The 18,264-nt window shown below is 58.1% G+C and carries 21 protein-coding genes; 9 read left to right on the forward strand and 12 right to left on the reverse strand.

Going from position 1 to position 18,264, the window contains the following annotated elements; all coding sequences use genetic code 11:
* Positions 1–2: 2 nt before the first annotated feature.
* The 4 genes from RBB82_RS15595 to RBB82_RS15610 form a co-directional block, all read right to left on the reverse strand.
* Entirely contained in the window at positions 3–1,352 is a 1,350-nt protein-coding gene (locus RBB82_RS15595; protein WP_433971660.1) for an MFS transporter, read from the reverse strand.
* A 155-nt stretch (positions 1,353–1,507) separates the two neighbouring features.
* Positions 1,508–2,752 carry a vWA domain-containing protein gene (locus tag RBB82_RS15600; RefSeq protein ID WP_433971662.1) on the reverse strand — a complete coding sequence of 415 codons (1,245 nt, stop codon included), beginning with the start codon at positions 2,750–2,752 and terminating at the stop codon, positions 1,508–1,510.
* Between the two features lie 9 nt (positions 2,753–2,761).
* Complete coding sequence (locus tag RBB82_RS15605; protein ID WP_433971664.1) at positions 2,762–3,181, reverse strand: hypothetical protein; 420 nt, start codon at positions 3,179–3,181, stop codon at positions 2,762–2,764.
* 77 nt (positions 3,182–3,258) lie between these two features.
* On the reverse strand, positions 3,259–4,794 hold the full coding sequence (locus RBB82_RS15610; RefSeq protein WP_433971665.1) for a sigma 54-interacting transcriptional regulator: 1,536 nt from the start codon (positions 4,792–4,794) through the stop codon (positions 3,259–3,261).
* A 116-nt stretch (positions 4,795–4,910) separates the two neighbouring features.
* On the opposite strand from RBB82_RS15610, the gene RBB82_RS15615 reads away from it, so the two are divergent.
* Complete coding sequence (locus RBB82_RS15615) at positions 4,911–5,315, forward strand: c-type cytochrome (protein WP_433971667.1); 405 nt, start codon at positions 4,911–4,913, stop codon at positions 5,313–5,315.
* A gap of 48 nt (positions 5,316–5,363) precedes the next feature.
* Here the strand turns inward: RBB82_RS15615 and RBB82_RS15620 are convergent, their stop codons facing one another.
* Positions 5,364–5,675 carry a tetratricopeptide repeat protein gene (locus RBB82_RS15620; protein ID WP_433971669.1) on the reverse strand — a complete coding sequence of 104 codons (312 nt, stop codon included), beginning with the start codon at positions 5,673–5,675 and terminating at the stop codon, positions 5,364–5,366.
* Between the two features lie 163 nt (positions 5,676–5,838).
* Here RBB82_RS15620 and RBB82_RS15625 point away from each other — a divergent pair, with 163 nt between their 5' ends.
* The 7 genes from RBB82_RS15625 (at position 5,839) to dnaJ (ending at position 11,514) form a co-directional block, all read left to right on the forward strand.
* Positions 5,839–6,360, forward strand: coding sequence for an acyl-CoA thioesterase (locus RBB82_RS15625; protein WP_433971671.1), 522 nt, complete (start codon positions 5,839–5,841; stop codon positions 6,358–6,360).
* A 118-nt stretch (positions 6,361–6,478) separates the two neighbouring features.
* Positions 6,479–7,312 (forward strand): Mrp/NBP35 family ATP-binding protein, encoded by an 834-nt coding sequence (locus RBB82_RS15630; RefSeq protein ID WP_433971673.1) that lies wholly within the window; start codon positions 6,479–6,481, stop codon positions 7,310–7,312.
* Between the two features lie 134 nt (positions 7,313–7,446).
* Entirely contained in the window at positions 7,447–8,523 is a 1,077-nt protein-coding gene (gene hrcA / locus RBB82_RS15635; protein WP_433971676.1) for a heat-inducible transcriptional repressor HrcA, read from the forward strand.
* A 550-nt stretch (positions 8,524–9,073) separates the two neighbouring features.
* Positions 9,074–9,643, forward strand: a complete 570-nt coding sequence (locus tag RBB82_RS15640; RefSeq protein ID WP_433971677.1) for a nucleotide exchange factor GrpE — start codon at positions 9,074–9,076, stop codon at positions 9,641–9,643.
* A complete protein-coding gene (locus RBB82_RS15645) occupies positions 9,621–9,956 on the forward strand; it encodes a hypothetical protein (RefSeq protein WP_433971679.1) in 336 nt (111 codons plus the stop codon). Before RBB82_RS15640 ends, RBB82_RS15645 begins: the two co-directional genes overlap by 23 nt.
* Positions 9,953–10,327: a hypothetical protein gene (locus tag RBB82_RS15650; protein WP_433971680.1), complete on the forward strand. Its 375-nt coding sequence runs from the start codon at positions 9,953–9,955 to the stop codon at positions 10,325–10,327. Before RBB82_RS15645 ends, RBB82_RS15650 begins: the two co-directional genes overlap by 4 nt.
* Positions 10,328–10,365: 38 nt before the next feature.
* The gene (gene dnaJ, locus RBB82_RS15655) at positions 10,366–11,514 is read left to right on the forward strand and encodes a molecular chaperone DnaJ (RefSeq protein WP_433971681.1); all 1,149 of its coding nucleotides are present in this window, start codon (positions 10,366–10,368) and stop codon (positions 11,512–11,514) included.
* A 66-nt stretch (positions 11,515–11,580) separates the two neighbouring features.
* On the opposite strand, the gene RBB82_RS15660 is transcribed toward dnaJ, so the two are convergent.
* The 7 genes from RBB82_RS15660 to RBB82_RS15690 form a co-directional block, all read right to left on the reverse strand.
* Positions 11,581–12,504 (reverse strand): OmpA family protein, encoded by a 924-nt coding sequence (locus RBB82_RS15660; RefSeq protein ID WP_433971682.1) that lies wholly within the window; start codon positions 12,502–12,504, stop codon positions 11,581–11,583.
* 105 nt (positions 12,505–12,609) lie between these two features.
* A complete protein-coding gene (locus RBB82_RS15665) occupies positions 12,610–13,335 on the reverse strand; it encodes an RsmE family RNA methyltransferase (RefSeq protein ID WP_433971683.1) in 726 nt (241 codons plus the stop codon).
* Between the two features lie 61 nt (positions 13,336–13,396).
* Positions 13,397–13,978, reverse strand: coding sequence for a hypothetical protein (locus tag RBB82_RS15670; protein WP_433971684.1), 582 nt, complete (start codon positions 13,976–13,978; stop codon positions 13,397–13,399).
* 193 nt (positions 13,979–14,171) lie between these two features.
* Positions 14,172–15,230 carry an AI-2E family transporter gene (locus RBB82_RS15675; RefSeq protein WP_433975393.1) on the reverse strand — a complete coding sequence of 353 codons (1,059 nt, stop codon included), beginning with the start codon at positions 15,228–15,230 and terminating at the stop codon, positions 14,172–14,174.
* A gap of 162 nt (positions 15,231–15,392) precedes the next feature.
* On the reverse strand, positions 15,393–16,151 hold the full coding sequence (locus tag RBB82_RS15680) for a DUF899 domain-containing protein (RefSeq protein ID WP_433971685.1): 759 nt from the start codon (positions 16,149–16,151) through the stop codon (positions 15,393–15,395).
* Positions 16,152–16,411: 260 nt separating this feature from the next.
* Positions 16,412–16,867, reverse strand: a complete 456-nt coding sequence (locus RBB82_RS15685) for an SRPBCC family protein (RefSeq protein ID WP_433971686.1) — start codon at positions 16,865–16,867, stop codon at positions 16,412–16,414.
* A complete protein-coding gene (locus tag RBB82_RS15690; protein WP_433971687.1) occupies positions 16,868–17,236 on the reverse strand; it encodes an ArsR/SmtB family transcription factor in 369 nt (122 codons plus the stop codon).
* Positions 17,237–17,377: 141 nt separating this feature from the next.
* Between RBB82_RS15690 and RBB82_RS15695 the strand changes: the two genes are divergently transcribed.
* Positions 17,378–18,253: a GNAT family N-acetyltransferase gene (locus RBB82_RS15695; RefSeq protein ID WP_433971689.1), complete on the forward strand. Its 876-nt coding sequence runs from the start codon at positions 17,378–17,380 to the stop codon at positions 18,251–18,253.
* Positions 18,254–18,264 lie beyond the last annotated feature (11 nt).

The following is an 18,264-nucleotide window of genomic DNA, read 5'->3' on the forward strand; positions in this document are numbered from 1 at the left end:
GTCTAGCTGGTGCCTGCTTGCTCTTCGAGGACTGGTTCGGAGGGATCTTTGAGGATACCCATCTCGATATAGATGGGGCGCATGACGGCACGGATGGATCTGAGCTGAGTGGTATACCAAGCGGCGCCGACAAGACAAAATGCACCGGTGATCATCACGGCGTGGGGTGCGCCGAATCTGTGGGCGAGGGCGCCGGCGAGAAGGCTGCCAAAGGGTGTCATGCCGACAAAGGCCATCGTGTAGTAGCTCATGACGCGGCCGCGCTTGTCTTCTGGTGCCAGCGTTTGGATAACGGTATTGCTGGCGGCGAGACCCTGCATCATACCGAAGCCTACGACGAGCATGAGGAACAGCGATAGGGCAAGGTGGCGAGAGAGTCCGAAGAGGATGAGTCCTGAGCCGAACATGATGGCGGCGATCTGGATCATGGTGGTGAGGCCGCGAACAGATTTGCGCAGCGCGAGCGAGAGAGCGGAGATGAGTGCGCCTACACCTGATGCTCCGGTGAGGTAGCCGAGTGTGTGAGGGTCACCGTGGAGGACCTGCGAGGCAAAGATTGGCATGAGTACGATGAAGGGCATTCCCATGAGACTGAGGAGCGCGAAGAGGGTGAGGATGGTGCGTATGGGGCGGAAGTTGACGACGTACGACCACCCCTCGCGAAGCTGTTCGAGCATGGAGGATGTGGCGCGTTTGAGCGTGGATGGGGGGACGCGCATCATGAGCAATGAAACGACAACGGCAATGTAGCTGACTCCATCGATGGCGAAGCAGTAGCCTTCTCCGACGGCTGCGATCACGAGTCCGGCGAGAGCGGGACCGACGAGACGAGCCATGTTGACGATCGAGGAGTTGAGGGCGATTGCATTGCTTAGGTCCTGCTTTTCCGGCTTGCCGGTGTCGTCAGAGACCATCTGGATGAGAAAAGACTGGCGGCCGGGCATGTCAAAGGCGTTGATGAGACCCTGGAATGCGCTAAGGGCGATGATTTCGTGAATGGTGATGACTTTAGCGAGAGTGAGGCCGGCGATGGCGAGGGACTGGAGGCCGGCGAGAACCTGAGTCCAGACGAGTAGGTTGCGGCGGTTGAGGCGGTCGACGAGGACTCCGGCGAACGGAGCCAGAAGGAAGGTGGGGATTTGACCTGCGAAGCCTACGACTCCAAGCAGGAGGGCCGAGCCGGTGAGTCGGTAGACGAGCCAGCTGGTGGCAACGCGGGTCATCCATGTTCCGATGAGCGAGATGCTTTGGCCGGTGAAGTAGAGACGGAAGTTGCGGTGACGGAGAGCTCGCCATGCGTGAGAGTAGCGGCTGCTCAAGGGAGATGAGTTTTGTTCTTTTTGCTTCACCATGGGCGGAAGGATTTATTCAGCTTGAATTCCATTGATGCTCGAGCATCGCAATGTTGCGTTTGTTCCTTAGCGTAGCGTGGTACTGACTGCGTCGTGCACATTTAAAGGACAGTTTTCATTGACGCTAAGCGAGAGTCGAAACGATCCGCTCAGTATTAATGGACAGTTTTCATGCGGCGGGACATGAAGTCCATGAGCAGGTAGTTGCCTAGGTTTTCAGGGGTGGTGAAGTAAGCCTTGCCGCGGCACATGGCGCTGACTTTTTGCACGAACTGCATGAGTGAGAAGTCGCTGGCGAGCATGAAGGTGTTGATCATGATGTTGGAGCGCTTGCAGCGAGCTACTTCTTCAAGGGTTTCGGAGATAACGAGAGGGTCGAGGCCGAAGGCGTTTTTGTAGATGCGGCCGTCGGGGAGGGTGAGTGCAGAAGGCTTGCCGTCGGTGATCATGACGATCTGTTTCATGTCTTTGTTTTGGCGGGCGAGGATGCGTTGGGCCATGCGGAGGCCTTCGCGGGTGTTCGTGTAGTGGGGACCAACTTTGACGCGAGAGAGTTGAGAGACGGGAATCTCTTCGGCGGTGTCGTGGAAGAGCACGAGATTGAGGGTGTCGCCGGGGAACTGGGTGCGGATGAGATGCGAGAGCGCCATGGCGACGCGTTTCGCGGGTGTGAAGCGGTCTTCGCCATAGAGGATCATGGAATGGGAGCAGTCGAGGAGGACCACCGTGGCGCAGGACGATTGATAGTCGGACTGGTGGACGTGGATATCGGAGTGGTAGATGTTGAGCGGGGCGTGTTCTTCACCTTGAATAGCGGTGGCAAGGCCTTCGCGGGCAAAGACACTGGAGAGCGTTGCGGTGATGTCGAGGTTGAGGGTGTCGCCGAACTCATAGAGCTTGGAGCTGCCGTTGGTCTCGACGCCAGCTGCCTCGTGGCGGGTGTCGTGGCGGCCGAGATTGGATTTGCCCAAGGGGCCGAGGAGTTCGCGGAGAGCTTTGTAGCCGAGGAAGTCCATGCCCTTGTCGGTGACTTCGAAGCGGGCTTCGCCGTTGCCGTCGCCTTGCTGGCCTTCGCCTTGTTCGGGCATCTCGGCGTTGATGAAGTTCTGCTCCTGCATCTTCTGGATGATCTGATCGATGAGTTCTTCGACCTGGTCTTCGGAGAGGGCTTCGTACTTTTCCTGTGCTTCGTCGTCGAAGAGTTCGCCGGAGTCGAGCGCCTGACGGATGGCTTCGCGCAGGTTGTCCATCGTTTGGTCGCCGTTGAACTCCTGGAAGCGGGACATGGGATCGTTGAATCCTGAATCGAGCAGGAAGTCGGAGAGGGCCTGCATGAGGTCTTCGAGGCCGAAGGAGGAGGCGAGGTCGCCGGTGAACTTTGTGTATCGGACGCGCTTCATAGTTTTCGCCTAGTGGACCCAGCGGGTGTTGACGACGGTGAGTTTTGGACAGCCTACTTTGGCTGCCAGTTGCTTGTCGGTGAGAGAAGGAGCGTGTGACGATTCTTTGATCTTCGATTGGAAGTGCTTGATGTCGTCGAAGCGAAAGATTTGGCAGCCGCGTAGAAAGTCGACCACGTCGCCTGTGCTGCGGTCGATGGAATACATACGGACGAGATGAGCTTGTTTGTAGATGCCGATCGAGTCGAAGCCGTCATCAGTGTCAGGCTTCATGGGGTCGAGCGTGTAGTCGGGGTCACCGAGGGGCCAGCCTTCGTCGTGAGCAAGGATGGTGGCGATGTCGGTGAGCTGGCTAGCAGGGATGTGAGGGCGCGGCTTCTCTGGTTGTACGGCGAGGGCGAGGAGTGCGAGGGTGGAAGTCAGTAGCATGACGTTGGGCTGTAACAGCAGATTCCTCCGCTTCGCTGCGGAATGACAACCAAATAGAACTCAGTAGCGGTTGCTGGTTAGTTGAAGCCGCGGCGGGTACGGTTTTTGGCGTAGTCGTCGCGTTCGATCTCGCGTTCGCGCATCTTTTCGGCGTATTGCGATGCCTGATCGTTGCGGGACTTCTTTTCGGCAGCGCTGAAACTGCGCTCTTCGGTGCGGCTGAGGCGTTTGTGAGCGTACATGCCTTCGAGGAGGAACTCTGCGGCGCTGACCGTGACCTCAGGTTTTGACTTTGAGTTGATTTCGAGCGGCGACAGCTTCTCGATGAGGCCCTGGATTTGTTTCAACTCTTCGAGCGAACCGCTGGACGCCTGTGCATCGTTGAGCTGGACTGTTCCGCCTAGATTGAACCACTGTTCGATCTGCTGCGTGTTAGTCGCGGCGAAGTACTTGTCAAAGACGGTGGCGACAGACTGACGGATGATCTCGCGAATGACAGTGTCGGCTCCGCGCATCTCGCCTTCATATTCGAGTTCGATCTTGCCGCTGATACCGGGCAGAGCTGTGTAGATGTCTCCGACACGAGGTACGGCAACTGATTCATCGTGAAGAAGGGCGCGGCGTTCGGCGTTCGAAATGACGAGCTCCATAGTGCTGATGGGTAGTCGCTGCGAGACACCGCTGCGCTTGTCGACCTTCTTATCTTCGCGGGCAGAGAAGGCGATCTGTTCGACGATTTGGCGGATGTAGTGGGGAATCTCGATCTGCGATGCTGGACGCGTTGACCAGGCCTCTTGAGCGGTGATGGTGATGCCTTCCTCGACGTCTTCGGGGTAGTGAGTGCGGATCTCGCTGCCGATGCGATCTTTGAGCGGAGTGACGATCTTGCCGCGAGCGGTGTAGTCCTCCGGGTTTGCGGAGAAGACGATGGCGACGTCGAGGGGCAGGCGGACTGGGTAGCCCTTAATCTGGACGTCTCCCTCCTGCATGATGTTGAAGAGGGCCACTTGAATTTTGCCAGCGAGGTCGGGGATCTCGTTGATGGCGAAGATGCCGCGGTTGGCTCGGGGGAGCAGGCCGTAGTGCATGGTGAGTTCGCTGCCGAGGTCCTGGTTGCTGCGCGCGGCTTTGATGGGGTCGATGTCGCCGACGAGGTCCGCTACGGTTACGTCGGGTGTGGCGAGCTTTTCTACGAAGCGGTCGTCGGGACTCATCCACGCGATGGGGGTTTCGTCGCCCATCTTTGCGATGAGGTCGCGGCTGAACTTTGAGATGGGCGCGTAGGGGTTGTCGCGGACCTCTGAGCCTGCGACGTAGGGAGAGTGTGGATCGAGCAGCGTCGTGAGCGAGCGGAGGATGCGGGACTTTGCCTGGCCGCGGAGCCCGAGGAGGATGAAGTTGTGCTTTGAAAGGACAGCGTTGATGATCTGGGGAACGACCGTGTCGTCGTAGCCGACGATTCCGGGGAAGAGCGGAGCTTTGGTCTTCGCAGATTCGCGGAGTTTGGCGATGAGATTTTCGCGGAGCTCGTCTTTGACGCTACGGGCAAGGCGGGCTGGGGTGAATTCGCTGGCGCGGAGGGCGCCTAGGGTTGCCGGTAGGGAAGTCGCCATGGTTCAAGTATAGATGTTTGGCTGGACCGAAGGGTTCGGGAGAGCGCGGGACGGATTTTATGTTTCCATCCGCCTTCCAAAGGCATAGTATTCCGTCCGTAATATAGGTGGCTCGCATGTTGAAGCCTTTGTTCGCTCTTCCCACGCTACTGCTCTTGGTATCTTCGTTCCAGCAACCGACAACCACGCCACCCGCTTCGGTGATTCCTGCGGAAGCCGCTCGAATGGTTAATCCGGTGAAGCCCACGCCCGAATCCCAGGCCCACATCAAGAAAGTATATGGATATGACTGCGCCATGTGCCACGGAGAGAGTGGGAATGGCAAGGGGGATCTCGTTGCCGATATGAAGCTAAGCCTTAAGGACTACACCGATCCGGCAGCGCTGAAAGACCTGACTGACGGACAGATCTTCTACATCATCAAGAATGGCAAGGGTCAGATGCCGGGTGAAGGGGACCGCGCGAAGCCGGACGATATGTGGAATATGGTGATTTACGTTCGTTCACTTGCCAAAAAGTAAAGGAAGACTGCTCCGAGATCACTCCGCCAAAGTTCAGGTGCAGCGGATTCAGGATTCGAGATCGCTGCGTAGTGCTTCCATCTCGGCGAGGGCATGCTGGTTGTTCGTGCGATTGGCGGCGGCGATGCCAAGGTGGAGACGGTCGAGGGCTTCCTGCGTGCGGTCCAGCTTGGCGAAGGTCTGGGCGGACATCTGGTAGGCGGGAACATAGTCGGGATTGTGGTGAATAAGGGTGGCGAACTCGGCTAGCGCCGTGTCGGTTTGTCCCTGGCTGATGTGCTCCATGGCGAGGCCGTAGCGGGCGAAGGCGTTGGTGGGGTCGGCGTGGAGGATTTCGGTGAGGGCTGCGATCTTGTCCATTTACTGATGGTGCTGTGTTGTGGGTGAAGTTGGCAAGTTGGCTGGTTACGAGCGTAGAGCAGAGACCGAGGAAGATGATTTTAGAGTTGCGACATGAAACCTCGCAATCATTCTCGCGGCATCATCTCTGCAAAGGATTCCGTGGCGATTTAGACTTGTAGGAATGAGCGATTCGGTTTTAGAACGTACGGTGGCTGAATCGCAGTCTGAGCGGAGCGAGATTGTCCTGCCTGCGGACTCGAATGCGTTGGGAAGCTTGTTTGGCGGTCGGTTGATGCAGTACATCGACCTGGTGGGAGCTATGGCTGCTTCGCGACATGCGCGAGCGTTTACAGTGACGGCGAGTATGGATCATCTGGATTTTGTGGCTCCGGTGCGAGTCGGGGAGTTGCTGATTTTGAAGGCGAGTGTGAACCGTGCGTTTCGGACTTCAATGGAGATTGGTGTACGGGTGATGGTTGAGGACGTAAGGGAGCAGCGGTTGCGCCATGTTTCTTCGGCATATCTGACGTTTGTCGCAGTGGATCGCGAGGGGAACCGACTGGTTGTGCCGCAGGTCGTTCCGGAGACAGAGCACCAGAAGCGTCGATTTGAGGACGCAGGACGACGACGGGAGATGCGCGCTGGTGAGACGCAGAGGAAGAAAGAGATGCGGGCAGCGCTTGGAGCCGGCTGGCACGTGTAGCCGTCGCGGCGGTGAAGCAGATTCCTCCGCTGCACTACGGAATGACAACAAAAAAACCGGCAACCGCAAAAACACTAGTTAGCAGCAAATAAAGACGGTTGAAGTTTAGGAGAAGGTTATGGGACATACAGGAGCAGGAGTACCGCAGGGGCCGCAGCCTCTGCCGGGTGTGGCGCATGTTGTGGCGATTGGTAGTGGAAAAGGCGGAGTGGGGAAGACTACCGTTGCAGTGAACCTGGCCGTTTCGCTGGGCAAACTGGGGTACAAGGTTGGGTTGATCGATGCCGATATTTATGGCCCGAATGTGCCTATGATGCTGGGGGTTACGCGGCAGCCGAATATTGTCGGTGAGAATCGGATTGAGCCGATTTTGTCGCATGGGGTGAAGTTTATTTCGGTGGGGTTGATCTCGCCTGGAGATAAGCCCATGGTGATGCGCGGCCCGATGCTGCACCAGATTATTCGGCAGTTTTTGCAGCAGGTGGAGTGGGGAGAGTTGGATTTTTTGATCATCGATCTGCCTCCGGGGACAGGCGATGTGGTGATTTCGCTGGTGCAGACGGTGCCGCTGACTGGTGCTGTTGTGGTTTCGACGGGCTCGGGTGTGGCGTTGCAGGATGCGCGCAAGGCGTTGGAGATGTTTCACCAGGTGAAGGTGGAGGTGATTGGCCTGGTGGAGAATATGTCCCAGATGACGCTGCCGGATGGGCAGGTGATTGATGTGTTTGGCGCTGGTGGGACGGAGCGGACGGCGGCGCAGTTTGGGCTGGAGTTTCTTGGGGCGGTGGAGCTGGATCCGCAGATTCGCGAGGGCGGGGATAAGGGGCTGCCTGTGTCACTTGCAGGGCCGGAGTCGAAGCTGGCGAAGGATTTCTACCTGATTGCGGCTAAGGTTGCGGAGAAGGCTAAGGAGATTGCGGCGAAGAGTGAGGATGTGTTGGAGATTTCGTAAGGACTTGTCCTCGCCGGACGAACCCGCTGCGCGCGGGGCGGTCACTTCGTGACTCGTATACCCTTCGAGACTGTTCGCTTTGGTCGGTTTTGCGGGCTTGACGGCGGGCGTAGAGTTAAAGAGTGGAGGGATGGATGGCGGATGCGGAGCGGGTTTCGGCGCGGCAGAGAGCTATTCTGACGGCCATTATCGAGAGCTATATCGAGACGGGCGAGCCGGTCGGGTCAGGGACGATCGCGCGGCTGCAACTCGGTGAAAGCTCGGGGCTTAGTCCCGCTACGGTGCGGAACGAGATGGCGGAGCTGGCCGACGCGGGGCTGCTGGAGCAGCCGCATACGTCGGCGGGGCGGGTGCCTACGGCGCGGGCGTTTCGAATGTTTGTGGAGCAGTTGAGCCGTGGCGCGAACCCCAGGATTGATGCTGGGCGGTTGTCGGCGCGGTCACGCTCGGAGATTGACTCGAATTTTGTGGGGCTTGCGGGGACGCAGGCTGTGCTGGAGCGGACGTCGCATGTGCTGGCTACGCTGTCGAGTGGGGTGGGCGTGGCGATTGCGGCGGCAGCGGATGGGGATATGTTGGAGCATGTGCACTTCTCGCGGTTGGCTCCTGCGCGGGTGCTGGCTGTTGTGGTGACCCGGAGCGGGCTGGTGCGGGATCGGGTGCTTGCGCTCGATAAAGATTTGACTGTGGGGGAGTTAGAGGTCGCCGCGAATTTTCTGAATGAGAACTTTCGCGGTTGGAGCGTGGAGCGGGTGAGGGCTGAGATAGCGCGGTTGGTGGAGCGGGAGAAGAGCGAATATCAGAGGCTTTTGAACTCGGTGCAGCAGCTTTGGATGAAGGCGGTGCCGGAGGCGGAGATTCCGGTGCAGACGGTGTATGTGGACGGAGTAGCGAATCTCGTTGGTTCTCAAGAGGATAGGGAACGTTTGCGGGAGGTTTTGACGGCGCTGGAGGCGAAGGAGCGGTTGGTGGAGCTGTTGAATGCTTACATCGATGCGCGGCAGGAGAGCGTGAGGGTAGTGTTCGATCTGGAGGAGCAAGCTCCTGAAATGGCGGGACTTGTGCTGATTGCGGCGCCGGCGCGGATGGGTGGGGAGAGCCGCGGAACGGTCGGGGTGATTGGGCCGAAGCGGATGCACTACGAGAACACAATGAATGCGGTGAGCTATATTGCGCAGGTTTTTGACCGGATGATGCATCCGGAAGAGTGATTTTTTTGGGCGTGGTGGGACGTGGTTTTTGCAGGGTTTTTTGAGAAAATAGAGTGTTTGTTGTGGTGATTTTGTGGTCAGTTTGTGGTGGTTCGTGTGGTGAACGTGGTGTTTTGGCGGCCACTTCTCTGGAGCTGGAAAATACGCCAGGGTTTTGGGATTTATTTTTCGTAGTGGCAGAGGAAGGTATACCCCAGGGGCTAAAGCCCCTCTCCCTCTGTGTTCGTCGAGAGCCCAAGGCTAAAGCCTTGGGTTACCTAGAAGCAACGGCAGAGGCGAAAAGCAGGCGGTAAAGCAAAGATAGAGGCAGATCCCTGTGGATGACACGCAAGTAGGCCGCGCAATGGAAAGGCAACAAATAGGCCGCGCAATGGGAAAGGCAACAGGGATTCCCCTTCGGGGATGACAATAAGAAAAGCCAAGGCAACGGTAAAGGCAGCGGCGAGGTTTACGAGTTTGTGCGGACGCGATGTAGAGGGGTTTTGCAATGAATGCGAGAGACGAGTTCGCGCGATGGGCCCGGATGGGCAACAATAGAAGAGGTACTACGATGAGGAGCTCTAAAGAGATGCAGGATGAGATGAACGGGCAGGGAGTTACCGACCCGGAGGTGGTTTTGGGTTCTGATGTTGAGCCGGTCAACGAGGTTAGCTCTGCGCAGGCGGAGCTGGAGCAGTTGAAGGGGGAGCGGGACCAGTTACTGGATCGGCTGGTGCGGCTGCAGGCCGAGTTCGACAATGCGCGGAAGCGTGAGATCAAGGAGCGGGCCGACTCCAGGGACTACACGGTATCGAATACGGTTGAACCGTTTCTTGGCGTGATGGATAACTTTCAACTGGCGTTGAAGGCGGATGGAACGGCAGAGCAGCTGAGAGCCGGCGTGGAGCTGATTCTGAAGCAGATGGAAGATGCGCTGAAGGGTCTGAATGTTCAGCCGGTAGAGACGGTCGGGACACAGTTTGACCCTCGAATCCACGAGGCTCTGGGAAGCATCGAAACGAAGGAGTTCCCGGACCACCAGGTGCTGGAGGAGATTCGCCGGGGATACAAGATTCGTGAGAAGCTGCTGCGTCCTGCGCTGGTGAGAATCGCGGCGAATGCGGATCAGGTTGCGGATTAATGATTGGTCGGGAGAAGAAGGCATACCCCAGGGGCTGAAGCCCCTTTCTTCTTCGTTCGCAGGGAGGCCCAAGGCTGAAGCCTTGGGTTACCTAGAGGCAAAGGCAATTACCGTGTGGAATGGGATGGCTGATGAGGGAAAAAACGGCTGCGAAGGCAAGGACATACGCAGATCCGCTTTGGGGATGACAATAAAAGAACAGGCGATAGCAACTGCAAAAGCAGATCCCTGCGGGATGACAACCAAAAAAGCAACTGCAAAGACAAGTACAGGAGCGAAGGCAAGGACATACGCAGATCCGCTTTGGGGATGACAATAAAAGAACAGGTGACAGCAACTGCAAAAGCAGATGCCTGCGGGATGACAACTAAAAAAAGCAACTGCAAAGACAAGTACAGCAGCGAAGGCAAGAACGTAGGCAGATCCGATTCGGGGATGACAATAAAAGAACAGGCGACAGCCACTGCAAAAGCAGATCCCTGCGGGATGACAACCAAAAAAGCAACTGCAAAGACAAGTACAACCAAAAAAGCAACTGCAAAGACAAGTAGAACCAAAAAAGCAACTGCAAAGACGAGTACACAAAAAAGCAACTGCAAAGACGAGTACAGCAGCGAAGGCAAGGACGATGTTTTGAATTGGGCCGGTGTGAGTCTGAGTGGAGTTTGTTGGTGCTTTTTTTAGTTTGGTTCGAGAGAATTAGAGAGAGATTCTAGAGACATATGGCGACGGCAAACGTGACGAAGGTTGACTACTACGAAGTGTTGAGTGTTTCGCGGGACGCGAGCGATCAGGAGTTGAAGACCTCCTATCGGAAGTTGGCCATGCAGTATCACCCGGATCGCAATCCAGACGACCCAAAGGCCGAGGAGAAGTTCAAGGAGTGCAGCGAGGCGTACCAGGTGCTGAGCGATCCCGACAAGCGGGCCGCGTATGACCGGTATGGGCATGCTGCGTTCCAGGGTGGTGGGGGCGGTGCAGGTGGCCCGTTTGGCGGCGGTTTCAGCGGCAATGCACAGGATCTTGGGGACATCTTTGGCGATCTGTTTGGCGAGATGTTCAACATGGGCGGGAGCGGGCGGCAGGCTTCGCGTGTGCAGCGTGGCCGCGATCTGCGGTACGACCTGACGCTCGAGTTTGAGGAGGCGGTCTTCGGCAAGGAGAAGGAGATCACCATCCGACGCCAAGAGACCTGCACGGATTGCAAGGGAACGGGCGCGGCGAAGGGCAAGGCTCCGGTGACCTGCACGCAGTGTGGTGGACGTGGGCAGCAGAGATTTCAGCAGGGCTTCTTCTCTGTGGCGCGGACGTGTTCGGTTTGCTCAGGGACGGGAACGTTGATCGTTGATCCTTGCCAGACGTGCAAGGGCCAGACCGTGGTTCAGCGAGAGCACAGCATTCTGGTAAAGGTGCCTGCGGGTGTGGAGCAGGATACGCGGATTCGCTACTCGGGCGAAGGGGAGTCGGGTAAGTTTGCGGGACCTGCCGGCGATTTGTATGTTGTGCTGAGCGTGAAGGCTCACAAGTTCTTCGAGCGCGATGGAGACGATCTGCATTGTGTGATGCCGATCTCGTTTCCGCAGGCGGCGTTGGGGACGGAGCTTGAGATACAGACGCTCGAAGGTGCAGCGACGATCAAGGTTCCCGAGGGAACGCAGAGTGGGAAGGCGTTCAAGCTGCGGGGCAAAGGTGTGCCGCATCTGAACTCGCATGGAAAGGGCGACCTGATCGTTGAGATTCGTGTGCAGACGCCTGGGAAGTTGAATAAGCAACAGAGAGAGTTACTAAAACAGTTGAGCGAGACGATGGTGGTGGAGAATACGCCGACGTCGCGTGGGCTGTTTGAGAAGGTGAAGGATATCTTCAGCTAGTCAGCTTCGTCAATGAAAGTGCCCGGGCTTTGGCTCGGGCACTTCTGTTTGTGATGAAATTGATGGTTAGCTGCCGGCGATGCCTTTGTTTTGCAGGATTCTGACTACTACGCGACGGTTTTCGGCCTGGCCTTCTGCGGTTTTGTCGGAGTCAACCTGGGACGATGTGCCCATGGCGCCGGGAGCGAGCATGTTGGTGAGGGGGATCTGGCCCTGTTGCTCGAGGATCGCGGTGACGGCGCTGGCTCGTTCGCTGCTGAGTCGTTGGTTCAGTGCAGCGCTGCCGACGGCAGAGGCGTAGCCCTGAACCTGGATGATGTAGGCAGTGACGCCTTTGGCCTGCTGGGCCAACTGCAGGATCTGGGCTTGGTACTGCGGCTCGACGGTGGTTTTGCCGTTGCCGAAGAGGACGGTAGTTTCGCCGAGGATGTTGTATTGGCCGAGTTCGCCGAAGCGCTTGTTGTCGGCGGCGATTGCGGCTTTGTTGGCGGCGATCTTCTGCTGCTCGGCGGTGAGCTGGGATTGTTGTGCCTGAAGGGCGGCTTGTTGGGCGGCTAGCTCCTCCTGGCTTTGCTGTATCGCCGCGCTGTTGGCGGCTACTTTCTGCTCGGTGGGCTGGAGGCCGGCCTGGGCGTCCATGGCTGCTTTGAGGTCGGAGCCTTTGAACTTGACGCTGTCGGCGACGAGCTGGTTCTGGCCGTTGTAGGTGCCTTTGACCTGGACGGGAAGGCCTGGGATGAGGGCGGTCATGGGCATCTGCTTGGTGCGGCCGTGGAAGACGCCTTCGACCTCGCCGACGTTGGTGCTGTCGGTGAGGAGAACGGTGACATCGGGAGAGTCGACCTGCTTGACGGACATGGTTGGGCCGCTGCGGCCGTCGATGACTCCCTGGAGCTGGGTCTGCGCGATGGCGCGCTGGCTGGGGAGAGCAAAGGGTAAAGTGACCAGAGCGATGAGCGTGGTGAGTGGGAGTGCGCGGAGCTTGTTCATGATCGTTACCTCGACTGGATCAGTCTAGGCAGCGGACGTGCGAAGGGGCACTAGCAAATGTCCTAGGAAGGGCAGGAAAGGTTTAGTAGGGAAAGCGCGCGATGTCTAGCTCAGGTGGGTTGAGGCGATGGCGATGGCGGCGATGGCGGCGGTTTCGGCGCGGAGGATGCGGGGGCCGAGGGTGACGTGTTGCCAGTTGTGCTGGGTGAAGAGGGACATCTCTTCAGGGGTCCAGCCGCCTTCCGGGCCGATGGCGAAGGCAGTGTCGGCTTCGTTTTGTGTGGATTTCGTGGCGACGAGGGCGGCGGTTAAGGTAAGGACTTGCTCGGTTTCGCTGAGGAGGATGCGGTTGGGGGATTTTTCATGTTCGAGGGCTTGCTTGATGGGGGTGGGATCGGCGATCTCGGGGATGGTGGTGCGGCGGGATTGCTTGGAGGCTTCGAGGACGATGCGGCGCCAGCGTTCGGTTCGCTTGAGGGCTGCTTGCGCGAGGTGCTTTTCGGTGCGGCGGGCGAGGATAGGGGTGATGCGGGCGATGCCGAGCTCGGTGGCCTTTTCGATGGCCCACTCCATGTGGTCGAACTTGAAGACGGCGAGGAGGAGATGGAGGGGCAGGGCGGCGTCGGATTCAAGCTCTTCGTGGAGGGTGAAGTGGACTTCTGCTTCGGAGACGCTGGTAATCTCGGCGCGGTGGAGGAAGCCGCCGGAGACGACGTCGTAGATCTGGCCGGGTTCGGCGCGGAGGACGCGGGAGAGGTGGACGGCCTGGTCGCCGGTGAGGGTAGCGGTGGTGGCGGTCCAGGTGTCAGCGATCCATCGGCGGCGGGTCATGATTCTAAATCCATGGTTCTACTTTAAATCCATGGCTCTAGTTTAAGTCTCTGTGCCGAAGTTAGTTATCGTCTTTATGCTTGTTCTGATTCTTGTCTTTGGAGGATGAGCTGAGGGATGGTTCGCTGGAGCGGCTGATGAGGATGCTTTGCTGGCCCTGATGGTAGAGGTCGACGTTGAGATAGGCGGTGCGGCGGTGATCCCAGACGTCCTGCGTGACTGGAAAGTGGAGGAGGACCATACCTTCGGCGGATTGGCCGGGATTGATCATGGTCTCGCGGAGGAGCGGCTCGGAGGCGAGGGGTTTGAGGGCGGGGAAGGAGGTGTAGATGTTGGCAAAGTCGTCTTTTTCGGTGGCGTTGGTGGTGAACTCCTGGCCATCGGCGGTGGTGAGTGTGGCGGTGAAGTCTTTGAGGAAGAGTGGGAGATGGAGGCGGTCGTCGATGCGGAGGGTGGTGAGGACGTAGAGGTCGTCCTGGGCCTGGTCGTGTCCGACGACGATGGTGTCGCCTTTGAAGACGGTGTGGATGGGACAGACGACGGTGCGAGTGATCGAGAGGTCTGCTGTCCTGTGCGGGGTGTAGCGGATTGCTAAGGCAAGAGTGATGCCAAGGATCAGGAAGGCTAAGAGAACAGGTGCCAACAGGTTGCTTCGAGCGGGTTGAGCGAACTTGAGATCGGACACTGGGAGAAGCATAGCAAGGGTGTTTGATTTTCAGAAGATTAAAAAAAAATAAATTGCGATGAATTTCATTGCGGACGAGATGCTAAACGCTGATCTGGGGTGCGATACAACGTTTGCCTTTGAGATTTTGACGGGAGTTAATGCGGTGGATTCAGTCGCGCTGGACGGCGTATTCGTCGAGGAAGACGGCGATGAGGGCAGCGGTGGGGACGGAGACCAGGGCGCCGACGACCCCGGCGAGAGCTGTACCGAGAAGGAGTGCGACCAGGACCGTCAGACCCATGAGATTGACGCTGGAGCGCATGATGCGCGGGGTGAGGAGGGCGCTCTCGATGTTGACGTAGATGAGGTAGAAGATGAGGACGCCGGCGGCTTTGGTCCAGGAGTCGAGTGCAGCGACGCCGGCCGCGAGCACGATGGTGATGACGCCGCCGGCGATGGGGATGATGTTCAGCAAGCCCATGAGAAAGCCGAGGAGAAGGAAGTAGCGGACGTGGAGGAGGCCGAAGACGATGGTGCTGGAGATGCCCAGAATGAGCATGAGCAGGCCCTGGCCGAGGAGCCATTTGCTGACTTTGCGCTCTGCTTTTTTGAAGGTGTTGTTGAGACGTCCACGTTCGTCTTTGGGGAAGAGCGAGAGGAAGAAGTCGTAGGCGTGTTCGCCTTCGAGCATGAAGTAGATGCAGAGGAAGGCTGCGGTGAGGATGTCGAAGAGGTGGGAGAGCCAGTTGGGGAGTGCGGTGAAGAGATAGCCTGCGGTGGCGTCGACGGCTCCGGCTGTGCGCTGCGCGAAGGAGTCGATGCCGAACTTATTGGCTAATGGGAGCTTCTTGATCTGGTCGACGATCCTTGGGATGCGTTGTGGGAGTTCACTGGAAAAGTTGCTGAGATCGCGGAGGACGGGGGGCAGGCCGGTGGTGAAAAAGAGTGCCAGGACGGCGGTGACGGCGACGATCAGGAAGACGATGGCAACGGGCCGGGAGGGTTGGTAGCTACGCAGTTTGAGCTTGGTGATGCGGATTACGACGGGCATGAGGACGACCGCGAAGAGCGCACTGACGTAGAGGATCAGCAACTCTTTCTTGAGGGTCCAGGCGAGAGCAAGGAGAAGAATGACGGCGAAGACGAAGAGAATGTTGCCTCTGGAGACGGCTCGAGTTCTCGTTTCGTAGGGCGTTAGGTCTTCGGTGGTGGGAGTGGTCAGCTGGATCTCCTGGGGTGCTGACTGTTGGATGCATCCAGTGTGCGCCGTGGGGGTTCGGGGCGGAAGTGCGAAGTTTGAGTCCGGCTGGGGTTTATTTGAGGCGGAGAGCTGATTCAGGCGCAGTCTGCTGGTGCAGACTGCGCTTCTTGTCGCGCTGGTCTGCGGGGGTTATGTTGCCAGTGCGTTGTCGATTACCTTGACCCACCTTGGATCGGGCGAGGCGGCAGCGGTGGCGTATTCGTCGTGCCAGTTCCACCATTTGTAGGGCGGGGTCTGGGGGTAGCCCTCCGGCGAGTCTTCCCACTCTTCTTGCCTGCCGAGTGGGGTTGCATCGAGGTAGCTCCACGTGGTTGACATTGCCTCGTCGCCGCGGTTGTTGATGAAGTAGGTGCGGAATACGCGGTCTCCGTCGCGGAAGAAGACGTTGGTGCCGTGCCACTCGTTGACGCCGAAGTCGCTATCGAAGCTGTCGGTGATGGTGAACCATGGCATATCCCAGCCCATCCGCTTCTTGAGACGCACGATGTCTGGTTGCGGTGCGCGCGAGGCGTAGACGAGGGTTGTGTCGCGAGCGTTCAGGTGGGAGAGGTGACCGAGCTGGTCTGCTCCGAAGGAGCAGCCGCGGCAGGCATGATCGGGCCATCCGAATACGCCGGGTTCGAAGAAGGCGCGGTAGACGACGAGTTGACGGCGCCCATCGAACAGGTCGAGCAGGCTCGCTTTGCCGTTCGGTCCGTCGAACTCGTACTTCTTGTCGACGGCCAGCCACGGCATACGCCGACGCTCGGCGGCCATCGCGTCACGGGCGCGGGTTAGTTCCTTCTCCTTGACGAGCAGTTGCAGGCGCGCTGCCTCCCACTCCTCTGGCGAGACGATGGGGGGCGTTTTCATGTTCAACGTGTTCCCGTTCGGCGTGGTTGTGTTCATTTTTGATCTCCTTGCTATCGGTTTTTATTGGCGGTGCGTGGCCCTTGCCGCGGAACCTGCTGACGACCAGCGCGGAGATGCCGCCTGTCGAGGTTGCTCCTGCGGCGATCCACGCTACCGTTGCGAGACACAGGGGGCACATAGCTACACTCCGTCCGGCTCGTCCGGCTTGTGGCAATCTGCATGTTGCTTCGGAAGGCGATTGATTCCGGTTGTCAGAGATCTTCTGTCTGCCGTTTTCACACGCTCCTCCTTTTCGTTCAATGTTTGTTGCCACGCTTCTCTGCCGCGGTGCGAATGCGGCTCATCAGGTCGGTCCATCCTGCGTCCACTCCGCGATCCCCTTCGCCGATCCAGCCCATTGCTCGATGGACGAACCGGATGCGAGTCAAACCGTTCTCTTCTGTCAGCCGGTACTGGATATTTGAGGTTGCCGGCGTCGACATAAAGAGGGGGCCGCAGATCTCAAGCAGCGACGGTGGTTTGATGGCCTGGACTACGCCCCAGAAGTGTCCTGTGTTGGCTTCCAGATCGCGATACCAGCGGCCGCCTGGCCACGCTTCGAGCTTCATCGGCATCGGTTTTTCGGGAGTCGAGTTCAACGGTCCCATCTGCTCCAGAATCGTCTCGAAGACGATGTCGATCGGTGCTGCAATCTCTTCCTCTTTCACAATCTCGAAGGTCTGAACGACCTGCTCCTGAATAGTTGCTGCCATTTACTCCTCCTTTGTTCTCTTGTCGCTTGAGATGATGCGCTCCAGAGCCTTTCGCTCCGCACGCTCCTTGATATGACCTAGCTGATGTGTCCAATACCGCTCGAACGTCTTCACCCAGTCGTGTACAGGCTTTAACTCGGCGGCGTTCAGCTTGTACATGCGATGCTGTCCGCGTTTGATCACCGAGACTACACCAACTTTGCGCAGGACACCGAGGTGTTTCGAGACAGCAGGCTGAGGCATTCGCAGTCGTACGACTACCTCACCCACGGCGTACTCCTTGCCATCTGCGAGTACAGCAATTACCTCGCGGCGCCGGGGCTCTGCGATTGCGTTGAAGACGTCGGTCGTTGTTGCTGCTCGTGCCATGTGATTAACATATTCCTATATAAGAATATGTCAAGTGAAATCTCTACCTCGCGGACAGATCCTTTGGTGGAATCGTTTTATGCGATGTTCTGCCTTGCGTGTAGGCTGGCTTGGAAGATTCCTGAACAGAGGTGTACCCTCATGCAGCCGATAGGTAACTCTGCCGTCGTTGTCAGGACCGCCACGGCCGCCGATGTCGCAGTCTGCGGGCAGATTTGTTACGACGCCTTCACCGCCATTAACACCGCTCATGGCTTCCCACGAGACTTTCCCAATCCCGAAGTGGCGTCAGGTCTCCTCGCCTCTATGTTTTCAGACCCTGGCTTTTATTGCGTTGTGGCGGAAGTCGACGGCCAGATTGTCGGGAGCAACTGCCTTGACGAGCGTGCCATAATTCGCGGCATTGGACCCATCACGATTCGCATTGGAGCCCAAAACAAGGGGATTGGCCGTTTGCTTATGCAGGCCGTCATGAATCGCGTCCGCGATCGTGGTGCCGCTGGAGTACGGCTCGTCCAGGCGACGTTTCACAATCGTTCTTTGTCCCTCTATACCTCTTTCGGCTTCGACGTCCGTGAGCCGCTGTCCTGCCTCCAGGGAAGAACTCGCGAACGCGGTGTTCCCGGATGCCAGGTGCGGCTCGCTACAGTGGCCGACGAAGATGCCTGCAATGCCCTCTCCCGTCGCGTTCATGGATTTGATCGCGGCATCGAGTTGGCGCAGGCCATCTCGGATGGCACCGCCCAGGTGGTCGAACGAGCGGGCCGCGTTACTGGATACACCACCCATCTCGCCTTCTTTGGTCACTCCACGTCGGAGACGACTCTGGACATGCAAGCGCTGATAGGTTCGGTTGAGTTTTTTGCCGGGTCGGGGATCCTTGTTCCGTCTCGCAACAGCGCTTTGCTGCGGTGGTGCCTGGAGCATGGTCTCCGCGTTGTACAGCCCATGACGTTGATGAGCGTCGGGATGTACAACGACCCCGGAGGCGCGTGGTTGCCATCCGTAGCGTTCTAGTTTTTGCGGCG

Origin of the sequence: Tunturiibacter lichenicola (assembly GCF_051013355.1) — a bacterium.
Classification (GTDB): Bacteria; Acidobacteriota; Terriglobia; order Terriglobales; family Acidobacteriaceae; genus Edaphobacter; species Edaphobacter lichenicola_F.